Raw genomic sequence first — 14652 nt, 5'->3', positions numbered from 1 at the left:
GAAGAGGGTTGCGATGCGCAAATATTCGGTTTTCGCCATAGCTCGTGAGGCGATGCGCGCCCACAAGGGCTGGGATGCGCAATGGACCTCGCCGGAGCCGCGGGCGAGCTATGACGTGATCATCGTCGGCGCGGGCGGCCACGGGCTTGGCGCTGCCTATTATCTGGCCAAGGAACACGGCATCACCAATATCGCCGTCATCGAAAAGGGCTGGCTCGGCGGCGGCAATACCGGCCGCAACACGACGATCATCCGCTCCAACTATCTCTATGAAGAGAGCATGGATATCTACGAGCATTCCCTGAAACTGTGGGAAGGCCTCAGCCAGGATCTGAATTACAACACGATGTATTCGCCGCGCGGCGTGATGATGTTGTCGCACAATGTGCATGACCAGCAGTCGTTCAAGCGCCATATCAATGCCAACCGTCTGTACGGCATCGACAATGAATGGCTGACGCCGGAACAGGCGAAGGACTTTGTGCCGGTCCTGGATATTTCCAAGACCGCGCGTTACCCGATCAATGGCGCCGCCCTGCAGCGCCGCGGCGGCACGGCCCGCCACGATGCCGTTGCCTGGGGTTATGCCCGCGCAGCGTCGGATCGTGGCGTACACATCATCCAGAATTGCGAAGTTACCGGCATCCGCCGCGGCCCGAATGGCGAAGTCCAGGGCGTCGAGACGTCCAAGGGCTTTATCGGTGCCAAGAAGATCGGCGTGTCCGCCGCCGGCCATTCTTCGGTGGTGATGGAGATGGCGGGCGTGCGCGTGCCGCTGCATTCCAATCCGCTGCAGGCGCTGGTTTCGGAACCGCTGAAACCGATCTTCCCCTGCGTCGTCATGTCGAACACGGTGCATGCCTATATCTCGCAGTCCGACAAGGGCGAGCTGGTGATCGGCGCGGGTACCGACCAGTATAATTCCTATAGCCAGACCGGCGGCCTGCAGATCATCACCCATACGCTCGATGCCATCTGCGAACTTTTTCCGATCTTCCGCCGGGTCAAAATGATGCGCCAGTGGGGCGGCATTACCGACAACACGCCGGACCGTTCGCCGATCCAGGGGGTGACGCCGGTTCCGGGCCTGTTCGTCAATTGCGGCTGGGGCACGGGTGGCTTCAAGGCGACGCCGGGGTCTGCCAATCTGTTCGCGCATCTCATCGCCAAGGGCGAGCCGCATCGTCTGGCCGCCGGCCTGACACTCGATCGTTTCCGCACCGGACGCCTGATCGACGAAGCGGCAGCCGCCGCCGTCGCGCACTAATCGATAGGGGATAGACCATATGCTTTTGATCCACTGCCCCTATTGCGAAGAAGATCGCTCGGAGCTGGAATTCCGCTGGGCTGGCGAGGCGCATATCGCCCGGCCGGAAAACATTTCGGCGATTTCCGACGAGGAATTCGCGGAGTTTTTCTTCCTGCGCAACAATGAAAAGGGCCTCACCTATGAACGGTGGCGGCATATCCATGGCTGCGGCCGCTTCTTCAATGCGGCGCGCGATACGATAAGCGACAAGTTCCTGATGACCTACAAGGCCGGACTTCCCAAACAGCCGGTCCCTGCATCCGGTGAAGGAGAGACCCGATGAGCGGTTCTTCCAACAGCGGTGCATTCCGCATCAAGGGCGCTGGCCGCCATACGCCGGCCCGCACGGCCCGCTTCACCTTTGACGGCAAGACCTATACGGCGCTCGAGGGCGATACGGTTGCCTCTGCGCTTCTGGCGCATGGGGTGCATCTGCTCGGTCGTTCGTTCAAATATCATCGCCCGCGCGGCATCCTGACCGCGGGTCCGGAAGAGCCGAATGCGCTGCTCGACGTGTCCCGCGATGCCGCCCGTCGCCAGCCGAACGTGCGCGCCACGGTGCAGGAAGTGTTTGATGGCGCAAAGATCGCCTCGCAGAACCGCTGGCCGTCGCTGAAATACGATATCGGCAGCTTCAACGATCTCCTGTCGCCCTTCTTCGCGGCCGGCTTCTACTACAAGACCTTCATGTGGCCGCGTGAGGCCTGGCATAAGCTGTATGAGCCGATCATCCGTCGTGCCGCCGGTCTCGGCGAGGCACCGAAGGAAGGCGATCCGGACCATTATGCCAGCCGGTACGTGCATTGCGACATACTGATCGCCGGTGCCGGCGTGGCCGGCCTGACGGCGGCTCTGTCCGCTGCCGCCACGGGCAAAAAGGTCATTCTCGTCGACGAACAGCCGGAAGTTGGCGGCGCGCTGCATTACGCTTCCACCACGATCGACGGGCAGGATGGTTATGACTGGGCACAGGCGACGGCTGCGAAGCTGAAGGCCATGCCTAACGTCACCGTGCTCACCCGCACGACCGTATTCGGTTATTACAATCACGGTTTCCTCGGCCTGACCGAGCGCGTCACTGACCATATCGCGCTGCCGGGCAAGGATAGCCCGCGCGAGCGCCTTTGGCAGGTGCGTGCGAAGAAGGTCATTCTCGCGACCGGCTCGATCGAGCGCCACATGGTGTTTGCCAACAATGACCGGCCTGGGATCATGCTCGCCTCTGCAGCGCGCAGCTTCCTCAACCACCATGGTGTTGCCGTCGGCCACAGTGTTGGTGTCTACACGGCGCATGACTCGGCTTACGAAGCCGCTTTCGACCTGAAGCGTGCCGGTGTCTCGATCGCCGCGATCGTCGACAGCCGCAGCAATCCGGGCGAGGCTGTTCTGTCTGAAGCGCGCGCGCTCGGCATCGACGTGCTGGCCGGTCATTCGGTCAAGGACACGTCCGGCCGTCTGCGCATTTCCTCGATGACCGTCGTGCGCAATGGCGGCGCCAATGCGCGCAAGATCAAGGTCGATGCGCTGATCGTTTCGGCCGGCTGGACGCCGTCCGTGCATCTCTTCTCGCAGTCGCGCGGGAAACTGCGTTTCGACGAGGCAAACCAGCGGTTCCTGCCGGATGTCTATGCGCAGAACTCGATTTCCGTCGGCGCCTGCAACGGCACGGACGATCTGGCCGAACTGATCGACGAGGCGATTGCTGCCGGTGGTGGTTCGGTTGCCGTTTCGGGCGAGAACCGGTTCGAATGGACGGGCGGCATGATCGGTGCGGCCGAAGGCGCTGGTCCGGAACATGCGGTCAAGGCCTTCGTCGATTTCCAGCATGACGTGACGGCGAAGGATATCCGCCTTGCCGTGCGCGAGGGCATGCATTCGATCGAGCATATCAAGCGGTTCACCACCAACGGCATGGCTTCCGACCAGGGCAAGCTTTCCAACATGCATGGCCTCGCCATCGCATCGGAAATGCTCGGGAAGCCAATCCCGCAAGTGGGTCTCACCACCTTCCGCGCGCCTTACACGCCAGTCACCTATGGCACGCTGATCGCGCATTCCCGCGGCGAGCTGTTCGATCCGGCGCGGAAAACGCCGATGCATGCTCTGGAAGCGGCTGAAGGCGCCGAGTTCGAGGATGTCGGCAACTGGAGACGCGCCTGGTATTTCCCGAAGCGCGGCGAGGATATGCATGCTGCGGTCAACCGCGAGTGCAAGACGGTGCGCGAAGTCGGCGGCGTGTTCGACGCCTCGACGCTCGGCAAGATCGAGGTGGTCGGCCCGGATGCGGCAGCCTTCCTCAATCTGCTCTACACCAATGCCTGGGACACGCTGAAGCCGGGCAAGAGCCGTTACGGCATCATGACCCGTGAAGACGGCTTTATCTATGACGACGGCGTCGTCGGCCGGCTTGCGGAAGACCGGTTCCATGTGACGACCACGACCGGCGGTGCGCCGCGCGTCTTGAACCACATGGAAGACTATCTGCAGACGGAATTCCCGCATCTAAAAGTCTGGCTCACCTCGACGACCGAACAATGGGCTGTCATCGCGGTGCAGGGGCCGAAGGCACGGGAGATCATCCAGCCCTTCGTCGAAGGCCTCGATATTTCCAACGAAGCCTTCCCGCATATGAGCGTTGCCGAGTGCAATGTCATGGGCGTGCCGTCGCGGCTATTCCGCATGTCGTTTACCGGTGAACTCGGTTTCGAAGTCAACGTGCCGGCCGATTTCGGCCCGGCTGTGTGGAAGGCGATCTGGGAGCGGGCGCAGAGCCTCGGCGCTTGCCTCTATGGCACCGAGACCATGCACGTGCTGCGCGCCGAAAAGGGCTATATCATCGTTGGCCAGGATACGGATGGTACCGTGACGCCTGACGATGCCGGCCTCAACTGGGCGGTTTCCAAGAAGAAGACGGATTTCGTCGGCATCCGCGGCCTGAAGCGCCCGGACCTCGTGCGCGACGGTCGCAAGCAACTTGTTGGCTTGCTGACCAAGGATCCGAAGGAAGTGCTGGAGGAGGGCGGCCAGATCGTTGCCGATCCGAACCAGCCGAAGCCGATGACCATGCTTGGCCATGTTACCTCGTCCTACTGGTCGGAAAATCTCGGCCGGTCTATCGCGATCGCGCTGGTGGCCGGCGGGCGCGCAAGAATGGGCGAAACGCTTTATGTGCCGATGGCGGACAAGACGATCGCCGTCGAAGTGACCGACATGGTGTTCGTCGACAAGGAAGGAGGCCGGATCAATGGTTGATTCTGGGGCTAACGTTGCAACAAGAACCCTTCCGCTGTCCGGCGTCCATGGCGGCTCGTCCGTCGTCAGGCTTGAAGCCGCAGCGCCCGCCGAGCGCATCAATCTGCGCGTCCGCGCGGAAGATGTGGCAGCGCTTTCGGCAGCTCTCGGCGTCGATCTGCCGGTGAAGCCTAAAACCTCGTCTTCGGGCAACGGTCGTACGGCGCTTTGGATCGGGCCGGATGAATGGCTGGTGTTCGGCGACGTCCGGACCGGTCTCGTTGCGTCAGCTGCGAAATCCGGCGCGCTGCATTCGGCGACAGACGTTTCTCACCGCAACACGGCGATCCTCGTCTCCGGCCCGGGTTCTGCTGCGGCGATCAACACGGGCTGCCCGCAGGATCTTTCGCTCGACGCCTTCCCGATCGGCGCATGCTCGCGCACGCTGTTCGGCAAGGTGGAGATCGTGCTTCTGCGGACTGCGGAAGACGCTTTCCGCGTCGAAGTCTGGCGCTCGTTTTCGGATTATGCCTTTGGACTTCTGTCCGAAGGTGCAAGGGATGCGGCGCTTTAAGCGCCGCTCCAGCCCCTTATTCCCAGCCCTGCCATCTTACCCAGCGACCATGGAAATCGGCGCGGCCGAGTTCCCGCATTTCACCGCCCGGCCAGATCTGCAGGCTGAGTGCGGCGCCGTCTGAGCCTTCATCGGCCTCCATCTGCAGGCGTGCAAGCGGGGCATGATCGGTCGCCTTGCCACCGGCTTCGGCTATTATCGCTTCGCCCTTGGCGCGTGCCTCGGGCGGCAGATATTGCCAGGCGATCGAGTGGTAAATCACGCGCACCGTGCCGTCCGCGGGCTTTGACAGTTCCCGTGGCAGCCATTCCAGCGCATCGGCGCGTTCGACATGTGGCGGGTCGTTTGCCGCGATCGCCAATGCCGCGCGGAGATTCTGCATGCGGTCCGGCTGGTCGGCCCAGACATAGGACATCAGCCGCAGCCGATCCTCCGCACAGGTCGGGTCGAGCGGGTTGAGATCACAACCGAGCCGGCGTGCCACCTTGATCTCGGCTTCGGGTGGCGACGGTCCTTCCCAGTCGGGCGACAGGCGCACGGGTGACGCCGGATCACCCCAGGAGCGGCCGGCCAAGTCATAATGATAACGGTCCCATTGCAGATTGAGGCCGGCGCTGGCCCCGACTTCAAGCAGCTGCAGCGGTTTGCTGAACAGTTTTGCGATCGTCAGGAAGCCCGGGAGCAGGGCGTTGCAGCGGCGGATCTCGTTCGTTTGCGGCGCATACTGCAAGCGCTGCAGGATGAAGTCGGCATGGCTTTCGAAGGCGCCGGTGACGGCCTGCCAGAGCTGGTCGTCATCGACCTGCTTTGGCGGGTAGGCGGCGCTCAATCCGGCATCGCCTTCTGACAGGAGCAACGCGTGCAGGGCACCGGTCAGCCGGGCAGGGAGAAGGTCGTTCCTGACCGAGGCATCGCCCGGCCAGTCGAACAGGGCGTGGCCGACGGCGGTGCCATCGTTCAGCCTTTCCGCAACAAGCCCGCAAAGGCGGGCGGTAAAGGGCGAGCCGAGCAATGTTGCGGCCTTGGCCTGCTCGCGAAAAGAATGTCGGACGATATCTGCAACAGTCATGGTGGCAATGTCCTTGGTGGAGCAATAGGTGGGTAATATCTAGAGCGAGAGATCCAGCATCCTTTCCCTCTCGATATAATCGCGCTGCTTGTCGGTGATGTAGTCGCGGACGATCGGCGAAGCGTCGCGGCTGCGCGACAGCTGCATGTGGAAAACCAGCTGGCTGCCGGTGCGGAACATCATCTCGGCGCTGATCAGGTAAAATTCCCACATGCGGGCAAAACGCTCATCGTAGAGCGCGATCACCTTGTCGCGGTTTGCCTGAAAACGGGAGTTCCAATGGGCAAGCGTCGTGGCGTAATGCACGCGCAGAAATTCGAGATCGCTGACCCAGAGGCTGTTGCGTTCGACGACATCAAAAACTTCCGAGAGAGCCGGCGAATAGGCGCCGGGAAAAATGTATTTGCGCAGCCATGGGCTCGCCATGCCGGGCGGGCTCATATGGCCGATCGAATGCAGGACCATGACACCGTCATCCGGCATCAGCGTGTTGATCTTCGAAAAATACTCGTCGTAGTGATGCACGCCGACATGTTCGAACATACCGACGGAAACGATGCGGTCAAACTTGTCATTGACGTCGCGATAGTCGCGCAGCTCGAATTTCACCCGGTCGGCAAGGCCGGCCTTTTGCGCGCGCTGGGAGGCAAGCGCCTGCTGTTCCTTCGAGAGCGTCACGCCCGTGACCTGAACGTTTTCGAGTGCGGCCAGATAAAGCGCCAGATCTCCCCAGCCACAGCCGATGTCCAGAACCTTCATGCCGTCTTTCAGGCCAAGTTTTGCCGCAAGCAGCCGCAGCTTGTTGCGCTGCGCCTGTTCCAGCGTCTCGCCCGGCTCACGAAAATAGGCGCAGGAATAGAGCATGTTGTCGTCGAGGAAGAGTTTGTAGAACTCGTTGCCGAGATCGTAGTGATGCGCGACGTTCTGCTGTGCCTGACCCTTGCGGTTGGACTGCTGGCGCTTGCGGAAGCGCATCTTGATTGCCCTGAGCACCTTCTGCAGCGGATAGGAGCCGAGCGACAGGCGGTTGACGGAAAAGAGCGTCAGAAAATCCTTGAGCGTCGAGCCGTCCTCGAACCGCATCGTGCCGTCCATATAGGCTTCGCCGGCGGCAAGTTCGGGATTGAAGACCAGCGACTTGTAGAGTTTCGGATCGGTCAGCCGCATCGTCACTTCGAGGCCCGCCGTGCCGGCAAACACGTGACGTTTGCCCTCGGCGTCGATGACCGTCAGTTTGCCCTTGCGGATGAAGGACTTCATCATGTGGGAAAGCGGAAACATGAGGCCTCGCAGGCTGGCTGGCTCGGATTTCCCGGCCGACCGACGCATGCGACCGTGCCGGGATCATGCGGGATGGGATGTCAGGCGTCTTCCGGCCGGTCCTTTGGATCGAACTGGACGATGGTGATCCAGTTCGCCGTCAGGGCCGGTTTCTTCTCGTTCTCGATTTCGACCGTCACGTCATAGGTCGTCATCAGCATGCCGGCGCCGCGAAAACGGCTGTCCGCCAGCGTGAAGCGGCCACGCACCCGGCTTCCGGGCTTGACGGGTGACATGAAGCGCACCCGGTCGAAGCCGTAATTGATGCCCATCGTCTGTTCCCGGATCTTCGGGATACTCTCGAAATTCATTGCCGAGAGAAGCGAGAGGGTGAGGAAGCCATGCGCAATCGTGCCGCCGAACGGGCTTTCTGCCGCGGCGCGTTCCGGATCGACATGGATGAACTGGTGGTCGAGCGTTGCATCGGCAAACAGGTTGATCATGGATTGATCGACGGTGATCCACTCCGAAATGCCGAGTTCCTGACCCACGAGGCCGGCCACATCGACCAGGGAAATTTCACGCATGCGACCTCACTTCAGATTTCTTGCTATGAGACTTTACAGAGTCTTGGCGCCTTAGCGAGCGGTTTTATGGCGCGACGTCCTCGACGCAGAAACGCACCGAACGCGGCGGCAGGACCTGATTCCAGAGGTCACCCGATGGAAGCTGTTTCCAGTCCCAGCCGGGCAGGGTGAAACTGACCGGCTCGTGGCCGCGGTTGAAGAGAATGGCGAGGCGGACGGTCTTGCCGCTCGTGCGGTCCAACGTCTTCAGCAGCATGCCGAGCACCGGATTTCCGGGGTTTTCCCAGTCGCCGACCTGCATTGGTTGACCCGAGGCGGCGATCCATTCGACATCGCCATTGCCGGAAAAGAAGCCGGTTTCGGAAAAGGCGGCAAAACGCTTGCGCAGGGCGGACAGCATCGCCGTGTGTTCGACGAGCGAACTGTCGATCTTCGACCAGTCCAGCCAGGTGATGGCATTGTCCTGCGCGTAGGCGTTGTTATTGCCGCCCTGCGAGCGACCGGCCTCATCGCCCATGGTCAGCATGATCGCGCCGCGGCTGGCAAACAGGGTGGAGAGAAGCGCCTCGACATCGCGGCGGCGGTTTTCGATGATCGCCGGATCGTCGCTATGGCCCTCGACGCCGTTGTTCCAGGAATGGTTTTCGCCGTGGCCGTCGCGGTTTTCCTCGCCATTCGCCTCATTGTGCTTGTGGCTGTTGGAAACGAGGTCCATCAGCGTAAAACCATCATGGGCGGCGAGAAAATTGACGCTGCGGGTTTTGCCCGACAGTTCGAAAATGTCGGAGGAGCCGGCAAGCCGGGTCGCGAGCGCGCCCGTCGTCCACTGGTCGCCACGCCAGTAGCGGCGGATATCGTCGCGGGCGCGGTCGTTCCATTCGAGAAATTTTTCGGGGAAATTGCCGAGCTGGTAACCGCCGGGGCCGATATCCCAGGGTTCGGCGATCAGCAGACGGTCTTTCAGCACGTCGTCCTCGATCATCGCCGTCAGGGTCTCGCCATGGGCTTCGAAACCGTTTGCGGTGCGGCCGATGATTGGCGCGAGATCGAAGCGGAAACCGTCTATGCCGGCATGACGGACGAAATGGCGCAGCGTCTCGACGATCAGCCGGCGCACTTCCGGATGGTCGCAGGCAAGCGTATTGCCGGTGCCGGTATCGTTGACGAGATGGCCGGGCTCGCCCGGCACGTGGCGGTAATAGGCGAGATTGTCGAGGCCGCGCATGGAGAGCGTCGCGCCAAAACGGTCGCTTTCGCCGGAATGGTTGAAGACGAGGTCGAGAATGACGCCGATGCCTGCTTCGTGCAGGGTCGCGACCGTTTCCCGCAATTCCTTCATGCCGCCGGGGCAGAGCCGCGGGTCGAGCGCCATGAAGGCGATCGGGTTGTAACCCCAGCCATTGGTGAGGCCGAGGGGACCAAGATGGCGCTCGTCGATCCAGGCGGTGATCGGCATCAGCTCGATCGCGTCGACCCCGATCTTCTTGAGATGCGCGATGATGGCGGGGTGGGCGAGGGCGGCGATCGTGCCGCGGATTTTTTCCGGCACGTCGGGGTGGAGCATGGTGAAGGGTTTTACGGCCACTTCGTAGATGAAGCCGCCGGGGGCAAAGAGCGGGGCGGTGATGGCGGCCGGCTGGTCCTGGGTGACGATCGCCTTCGGCACAAGATGGGCGGTGTCTATGCCGGGGGCCGAGAGGATCGGGTCGTAAACGAAGGGGCGGTCGAGTTCGCTGGCATAGGGATCGACCAGGAGCTTTGACGGGTCGAACCAGAGGCCGCGGTCGGGTTCATAGGTGCCGTGAGCACGAAAACCGTAACGCTGGCCGGGTCTGATCGAAGGGAGTTCGATCCGATGCACGCCGTCGTCACCATGCTGCATCGTGTAATCGGCGATCTGCTTCTTACCTTCGTGATCGAAGAGGCAGAGGTCGATCTGTTCGGCATGCTGCGACCAGACGGAAAATTCGGCGAATTTCTCGGTCAGGATGACGCCGCGTTTGTGATTTGCTGCACTGGACATGTTGGCCCCCTTGCCACTCACCCGTCTAACGGCGCTGTTCTGTGCCTGCCCCTCATCCGCCCTGCCGGGCACCTTCTCCCCGTTCTGACGGGGAGAAGGATACTTGTGGCACGCTCCCAGCCTCACGCATGGCACGTCCCCTCTCCCCGCATGCGGGGAGAGGGTTAGGGTGAGGGGCCGGAGCTGGCAATGCCGAGCCCGCTACCCGATCACGTAATAACCGTCGGCGCGTCGCGGCCCGAGCGCTTCTTAAGCTCGGAAATCTCGTCGGCAACGGCGATCAGGTCGGCCAGTGCCGCCTGCGTGTCGATGTCGTGCTTGGCCGCATCCGGCTCGTAGCGCTCGACATAAACGCGGATTGTCGCGCCGGAAGTGCCGGTGCCCGAGAGGCGGAAGACGACGCGGCTGCCACCTTCGAACAGGACGCGCACGCCCTGGTTCTTCGAGACCGAGCCGTCGATCGGGTCGTGATAGGCAAAATCGTCGGCGCTTGCGACTTTCAGCGCGCCAAAGGTCTTGCCCGGCAGGCTCGGCAGCTTTTCGCGCAGAGCCGTGATCATGCCGTTTGCGGCATCCGAATCGACTTCTTCATAGTCGTGGCGCGAATAGTAGTTGCGGCCATATTCGGCCCAGTGCTTCTTCACGATCTCGGCGACGCTTTCGTTGCGGGCGGCGAGAATGTTCAGCCAGAAGAGCACGGCCCAGAGGCCGTCCTTTTCGCGCACATGGTCGGAACCGGTGCCAAAACTTTCTTCGCCGCAGATCGTCGCCTTGCCGGCGTCGAGCAGGTTGCCGAAGAATTTCCAGCCGGTCGGGGTCTCGTACATGCCGATCTTCAGCTTTTCGGCGACGCGGTCGGCGGCGGCACTGGTCGGCATGGAGCGGGCAATACCGGCAATGCCCTTGGCATAACCGGGCGCGAGTTTTGCATTGGCAGCGATGATGGCAAGGCTGTCGGACGGCGTCACGAACATGCCCTTGCCGACGATCATGTTGCGGTCACCGTCGCCGTCGGAAGCCGCGCCGAAATGCGGGCCTTCCTTGCTCATCACGTCGTCATAGAGTTCCTTGGCGTGAACGAGGTTCGGATCGGGGTGGTGGCCGCCGAAATCCGGCAGCGGGATGGCGTTGCGCACGGCACCATCGGGTGCACCAAGGCGGTTTTCGAGGATTTCCGTCGCGTAGGGGCCGGTGACGGCACCCATGGAATCGATGACGACCTGGAAACCGCTGGCGATCAGCGCGCGGATCGATGGGAAATCGAACAGCTGTTCCATCAGTTCGGCATAGTCGGTGACGGGGTCGATCACCTCGACGGTCATGCCGGAAATGTCGAACTTGCCGATCTGGTCGAGGTTGAGGTCAGAGGCGTCGGCGATCTTGTAGGTGTCGATGACCTTGGTGCGGGCATAGATCGCGTCTGTGATCTTTTCCGGTGCCGGGCCGCCATTGCCGATATTGTATTTGATGCCAAAGTCTTCGTTCGGGCCGCCGGGATTGTGGCTGGCCGAGAGGATGATGCCGCCGAATGCCTTGTATTTGCGGATGATGTTGGAGGCGGCCGGCGTCGAAAGAATGCCGCCCTGGCCGACCATGACCTTGCCGAAGCCGGCGGCGGCGGCCATCTTGATCGCCTTCTGGATGACTTCGCGGTTGTAATAACGGCCGTCGCCGCCGATCACCAGCGTCTTGCCTTCAAAGCCTTCCAGGCTGTCGAAGATCGACTGGATGAAATTTTCTGCATAGTTCTGCTGGGCAAAGACCGGCACTTTCTTGCGCAGGCCGGAGGTTCCCGGTTTCTGATCCTGATAGGGTGTGGTCGTAACGGTCTTGATCATCTCAGGTACCTTTTCTTGCATGCAGATCGGAATAGAGCGCGGCGTAAAGCCCGGCGCTGTTCTCCCAGGAAACGTCTGATTTCATGCCCTGCTTCTGCATCGCCGTCCAGACCTTCGGGTCCTTGTAGAGACGCACGGCACGGCGGATGGCGCGGCCAAGGTTGTCTGATGTAACGGGACCGAAGGAAACGCCGGTCGCGGCCTTGGCTGCAAGGCCGGCGGGGCTCGCATCGATCACGGTGTCGTTGAGGCCGCCGGTGCGGGCGACGACCGGCACACAGCCGTAACGCAGGCCATAAAGCTGGGTGAGGCCGCAAGGCTCGAAACGTGAAGGGATGAGGATGGCGTCGCAGCCCGCCTGCATCAGGTGCGACAGCGGTTCGTCATAGGCGGTCAGCACCGAGACGCTGCCGGGATGGCGGCCGGCGGCGGCGCTGAACGTCGTCTCCAGAAGCGGATCGCCCGAGCCGAGCACGGCAAGCTTGCCGCCGAGTGCGACGAGATTGTCGATCTCTTCGGCCAGCAGATCCATGCCTTTCTGCCAGGTGAGGCGGGAGACGACGCAGAAGATCGGGCCGTCATCCTGGATCAGGCCGAAACGCTCGGCAACCGCCTTGCGGTTTTCCGCCCGCACCTTGAGGCTGCTGGCACCATAATGTGCCGCGATCAGAGGATCGGTTTCCGGGTTCCAGACCGTTGCATCGATGCCGTTGACGATGCCGGTCATGTCGGCGGCGCGCCATTTCAGGAGGCCTTCGAGACCCATGCCGTATTCGGGGGTGAGGATTTCCTCGGCATAGGAAGGGCTGACCGTCGAGATCGCCCAGCTGTGCTGCAGGCCGGCCTTGAGAAAGCCGATACCTCCGAAATATTCGATGCCGTCCACGGAAAATGCATGTATCGGCAGGCCGAGATGCGGAAAGATGCTGGCCGAAAAGGTGCCTTGGAAGGCGATGTTGTGGATAGTGATCAGTGTCGGGATTTCCGGCGCCTCGGCATAGCGCATGTAGCTCGGCAGCATGGCGGCCTGCCAGTCATGCACATGGGCGATATCCGGGCGCCAGCCGTCTTCCAGACCCTGTTGGGCAATGATGGCGCCGGCCTTGGCAAGCGCTGCGAAACGCCGCCAGTTGTCGGCATGGTCCTTGCCGGCCGTGTCGAGATAGGGGCCGCCGGGGCGATCGAAGAAGATCGGGCAATCGAAGATGAGCAGGTCGAGCCCCTCATGCTCGACTTCCAGCACGTCCGCGCTTGCGCCGAGAAGGTCGGGCAGACTCAGGACACGTTTTGCATCCTTGAGCCGCGCCATGACGCCCGGATAACCGGGCATCAGTGTCTTGACCGAAACGCCATGGGATTTCAGCGCCAGCGGCAGCGCGCCGGCGACATCGGCAAGGCCGCCGGTCTTGACCAGCGGGTAGACTTCGGATGCGACGGAAAGGACCTGCATGTCCGGGCTCACCCTTTTGAACGCTCTTTTCCGATCAGAGATCGAGCTTGTCGATCATCGACTGAGTGATCAGGCAAATGCCGGTTTCGGTGCGGCGGAAACGCTTGGCATCGAGTTCCGGATCCTCACCGACCACCAGACCTTCGGGAATGGTTACACCGTGATCGATGACAACATCGCGAAGCTGGGCGCGCCGTCCGATTCGAACGTTCGGCAGCACCACCGCACCGTCGAGCTTGGAATAGGAATTGGCGCGCACGCCGGTGAAGAGAAGGCTGCGGTTGAGCGAGGAGCCGGAAATAATGCAGTCGCCCGAAATGACCGAGGACGTCGCCGAACCGCGACGGTCCTCGTCGTCATGCACGAATTTGGCCGGTGCGGTGATTTCCGCATAGGTCCAGATCGGCCAGGACTTGTCGTAGAGGTCGAGGCCGGGGACGATTTCCGTCAGGTCGATATTCGCCTGCCAATAGGCATCGATCGTGCCGGCATCGCGCCAATAAGGCTCGCGCTCGAAATCGGAGCGGACGCAACTGTCGGCGAAACGGTGGGCGATCGCCTTACCATGCTCGACGATATAGGGGATGATGTCCTTGCCGAAATCGCGGCTGGATCCGTCGGATGCCGCATCGCGCTTCAGGGCTTCGATCAGGAATTTCGTGTGGAAGACATAGATGCCCATCGAGGCGAGCGCGAAATCCGGCTTGCCGGGAATGCCGGGCGGATCGGCGGGCTTTTCGACGAAGGCGATGATCTCGTCCTTCTCGTTGACATGCATGACGCCAAAGCCGGTCGCTTCCATGCGCGGCACTTCCAGGCAACCGACGGTGACGTCGGCGCCGGAATTGACGTGCTGCTGCAGCATCAGTTCGTAATCCATCTTGTAGACGTGGTCGCCGGCAAGGATGACCATGTATTCGGGGGCGTAACCCTCGATGATGTCGATATTCTGGTAGACGGCGTCGGCCGTGCCTTCATACCACTGCGTTTCGGAAACGCGCTGGGAGGCGGGGAGGATGTCAAAGCTTTCGTTTCGTTCGGGACGGAAGAAGTTCCAGCCGCGCTGCATGTGGCGGATCAGCGAATGCGCCTTGTACTGGGTCGCAACACCGATGCGGCGGATGCCGGAATTCAGCGCATTGGAGAGCGCGAAATCGATGATGCGGGTCTTGCCGCCGAAATAGACGGCCGGCTTGGCGCGGCGATCGGTCAGTTCCTTGAGGCGGCTGCCGCGGCCACCGGCCAGAACATAGGCCATGGCATCGCGTGACAGAGGCTGAATGCGCTGTTTTTCGTTCATGTTTCCCTCCC

At 61.8% G+C, this 14652-nt stretch carries 11 protein-coding genes; 4 read left to right on the top strand and 7 right to left on the bottom strand.

All coding sequences use genetic code 11. The annotated features are described in order from the left end of the window. The first annotated feature begins 13 nt into the window (after window positions 1–13). Genes FHW37_RS19545 through FHW37_RS19530 form a run of 4 tightly spaced genes read left to right on the top strand, consistent with a single transcriptional unit; the run spans window position 14 to window position 5114 of the window. Window positions 14–1267 (top strand): sarcosine oxidase subunit beta family protein, encoded by a 1254-nt coding sequence (locus tag FHW37_RS19545; RefSeq protein WP_145639479.1) that lies wholly within the window; start codon window positions 14–16, stop codon window positions 1265–1267. 19 nt (window positions 1268–1286) lie between these two features. Next, complete coding sequence (locus FHW37_RS19540; RefSeq protein ID WP_145639478.1) at window positions 1287–1592, top strand: sarcosine oxidase subunit delta; 306 nt, start codon at window positions 1287–1289, stop codon at window positions 1590–1592. Continuing rightward, window positions 1589–4561, top strand: coding sequence for a sarcosine oxidase subunit alpha (locus tag FHW37_RS19535; RefSeq protein WP_145639476.1), 2973 nt, complete (start codon window positions 1589–1591; stop codon window positions 4559–4561). Before FHW37_RS19540 ends, FHW37_RS19535 begins: the two co-directional genes overlap by 4 nt. Next, on the top strand, window positions 4554–5114 hold the full coding sequence (locus FHW37_RS19530) for a sarcosine oxidase subunit gamma (RefSeq protein WP_145639473.1): 561 nt from the start codon (window positions 4554–4556) through the stop codon (window positions 5112–5114). The genes FHW37_RS19535 and FHW37_RS19530 overlap by 8 nt, the downstream gene beginning before the upstream one ends. 16 nt (window positions 5115–5130) lie before the next feature. Here FHW37_RS19530 and FHW37_RS19525 read toward each other — a convergent pair whose 3' ends face one another. From FHW37_RS19525 to glgC, 7 genes are all read right to left on the bottom strand, one after another. Further along, window positions 5131–6183 carry a DUF2332 domain-containing protein gene (locus FHW37_RS19525; protein WP_145639464.1) on the bottom strand — a complete coding sequence of 351 codons (1053 nt, stop codon included), beginning with the start codon at window positions 6181–6183 and terminating at the stop codon, window positions 5131–5133. 39 nt (window positions 6184–6222) lie between these two features. Beyond that, entirely contained in the window at window positions 6223–7464 is a 1242-nt protein-coding gene (locus FHW37_RS19520; protein ID WP_145639461.1) for an SAM-dependent methyltransferase, read from the bottom strand. An 80-nt stretch (window positions 7465–7544) separates the two neighbouring features. Beyond that, on the bottom strand, window positions 7545–8030 hold the full coding sequence (locus FHW37_RS19515; RefSeq protein ID WP_145639459.1) for a MaoC family dehydratase: 486 nt from the start codon (window positions 8028–8030) through the stop codon (window positions 7545–7547). 64 nt (window positions 8031–8094) lie between these two features. Beyond that, window positions 8095–10053 carry a glycogen debranching protein GlgX gene (gene glgX, locus FHW37_RS19510; RefSeq protein ID WP_145639457.1) on the bottom strand — a complete coding sequence of 653 codons (1959 nt, stop codon included), beginning with the start codon at window positions 10051–10053 and terminating at the stop codon, window positions 8095–8097. A gap of 209 nt (window positions 10054–10262) precedes the next feature. Further along, entirely contained in the window at window positions 10263–11891 is a 1629-nt protein-coding gene (locus tag FHW37_RS19505; RefSeq protein WP_145639455.1) for an alpha-D-glucose phosphate-specific phosphoglucomutase, read from the bottom strand. Window position 11892: 1 nt separating this feature from the next. Then, the gene (gene glgA, locus FHW37_RS19500; protein WP_145639453.1) at window positions 11893–13341 is read right to left on the bottom strand and encodes a glycogen synthase GlgA; all 1449 of its coding nucleotides are present in this window, start codon (window positions 13339–13341) and stop codon (window positions 11893–11895) included. A gap of 34 nt (window positions 13342–13375) precedes the next feature. Further along, on the bottom strand, window positions 13376–14641 hold the full coding sequence (glgC, locus tag FHW37_RS19495; protein WP_145639451.1) for a glucose-1-phosphate adenylyltransferase: 1266 nt from the start codon (window positions 14639–14641) through the stop codon (window positions 13376–13378). Window positions 14642–14652: the final 11 nt, after the last annotated feature.

The organism is Neorhizobium alkalisoli, assembly GCF_007829835.1.
In the GTDB taxonomy this organism is placed as follows: domain Bacteria; phylum Pseudomonadota; class Alphaproteobacteria; order Rhizobiales; family Rhizobiaceae; genus Neorhizobium.
Note: the sequence above shows the minus strand (reverse complement) of the source record. Positions and strands in the feature narration are given on the sequence as shown.

Bases quoted from the DNA above. Each gene is read 5' to 3' on its own strand.
- FHW37_RS19505 (WP_145639455.1), bottom strand. From the start codon at position 11,891: ATGATCAAGACCGTTACGACCACACCCTATCAGGATCAGAAACCGGGA.
- FHW37_RS19530 (WP_145639473.1), top strand. From the start codon at position 4,554: ATGGTTGATTCTGGGGCTAACGTTGCAACAAGAACCCTTCCGCTGTCC.
- FHW37_RS19515 (WP_145639459.1), bottom strand. From the start codon at position 8,030: ATGCGTGAAATTTCCCTGGTCGATGTGGCCGGCCTCGTGGGTCAGGAA.
- FHW37_RS19535 (WP_145639476.1), top strand. From the start codon at position 1,589: ATGAGCGGTTCTTCCAACAGCGGTGCATTCCGCATCAAGGGCGCTGGC.
- glgC (WP_145639451.1), bottom strand. From the start codon at position 14,641: ATGAACGAAAAACAGCGCATTCAGCCTCTGTCACGCGATGCCATGGCC.
- glgA (WP_145639453.1), bottom strand. From the start codon at position 13,341: ATGCAGGTCCTTTCCGTCGCATCCGAAGTCTACCCGCTGGTCAAGACC.
- FHW37_RS19540 (WP_145639478.1), top strand. From the start codon at position 1,287: ATGCTTTTGATCCACTGCCCCTATTGCGAAGAAGATCGCTCGGAGCTG.
- glgX (WP_145639457.1), bottom strand. From the start codon at position 10,053: ATGTCCAGTGCAGCAAATCACAAACGCGGCGTCATCCTGACCGAGAAA.
- FHW37_RS19545 (WP_145639479.1), top strand. From the start codon at position 14: ATGCGCAAATATTCGGTTTTCGCCATAGCTCGTGAGGCGATGCGCGCC.
- FHW37_RS19520 (WP_145639461.1), bottom strand. From the start codon at position 7,464: ATGTTTCCGCTTTCCCACATGATGAAGTCCTTCATCCGCAAGGGCAAA.
- FHW37_RS19525 (WP_145639464.1), bottom strand. From the start codon at position 6,183: ATGACTGTTGCAGATATCGTCCGACATTCTTTTCGCGAGCAGGCCAAG.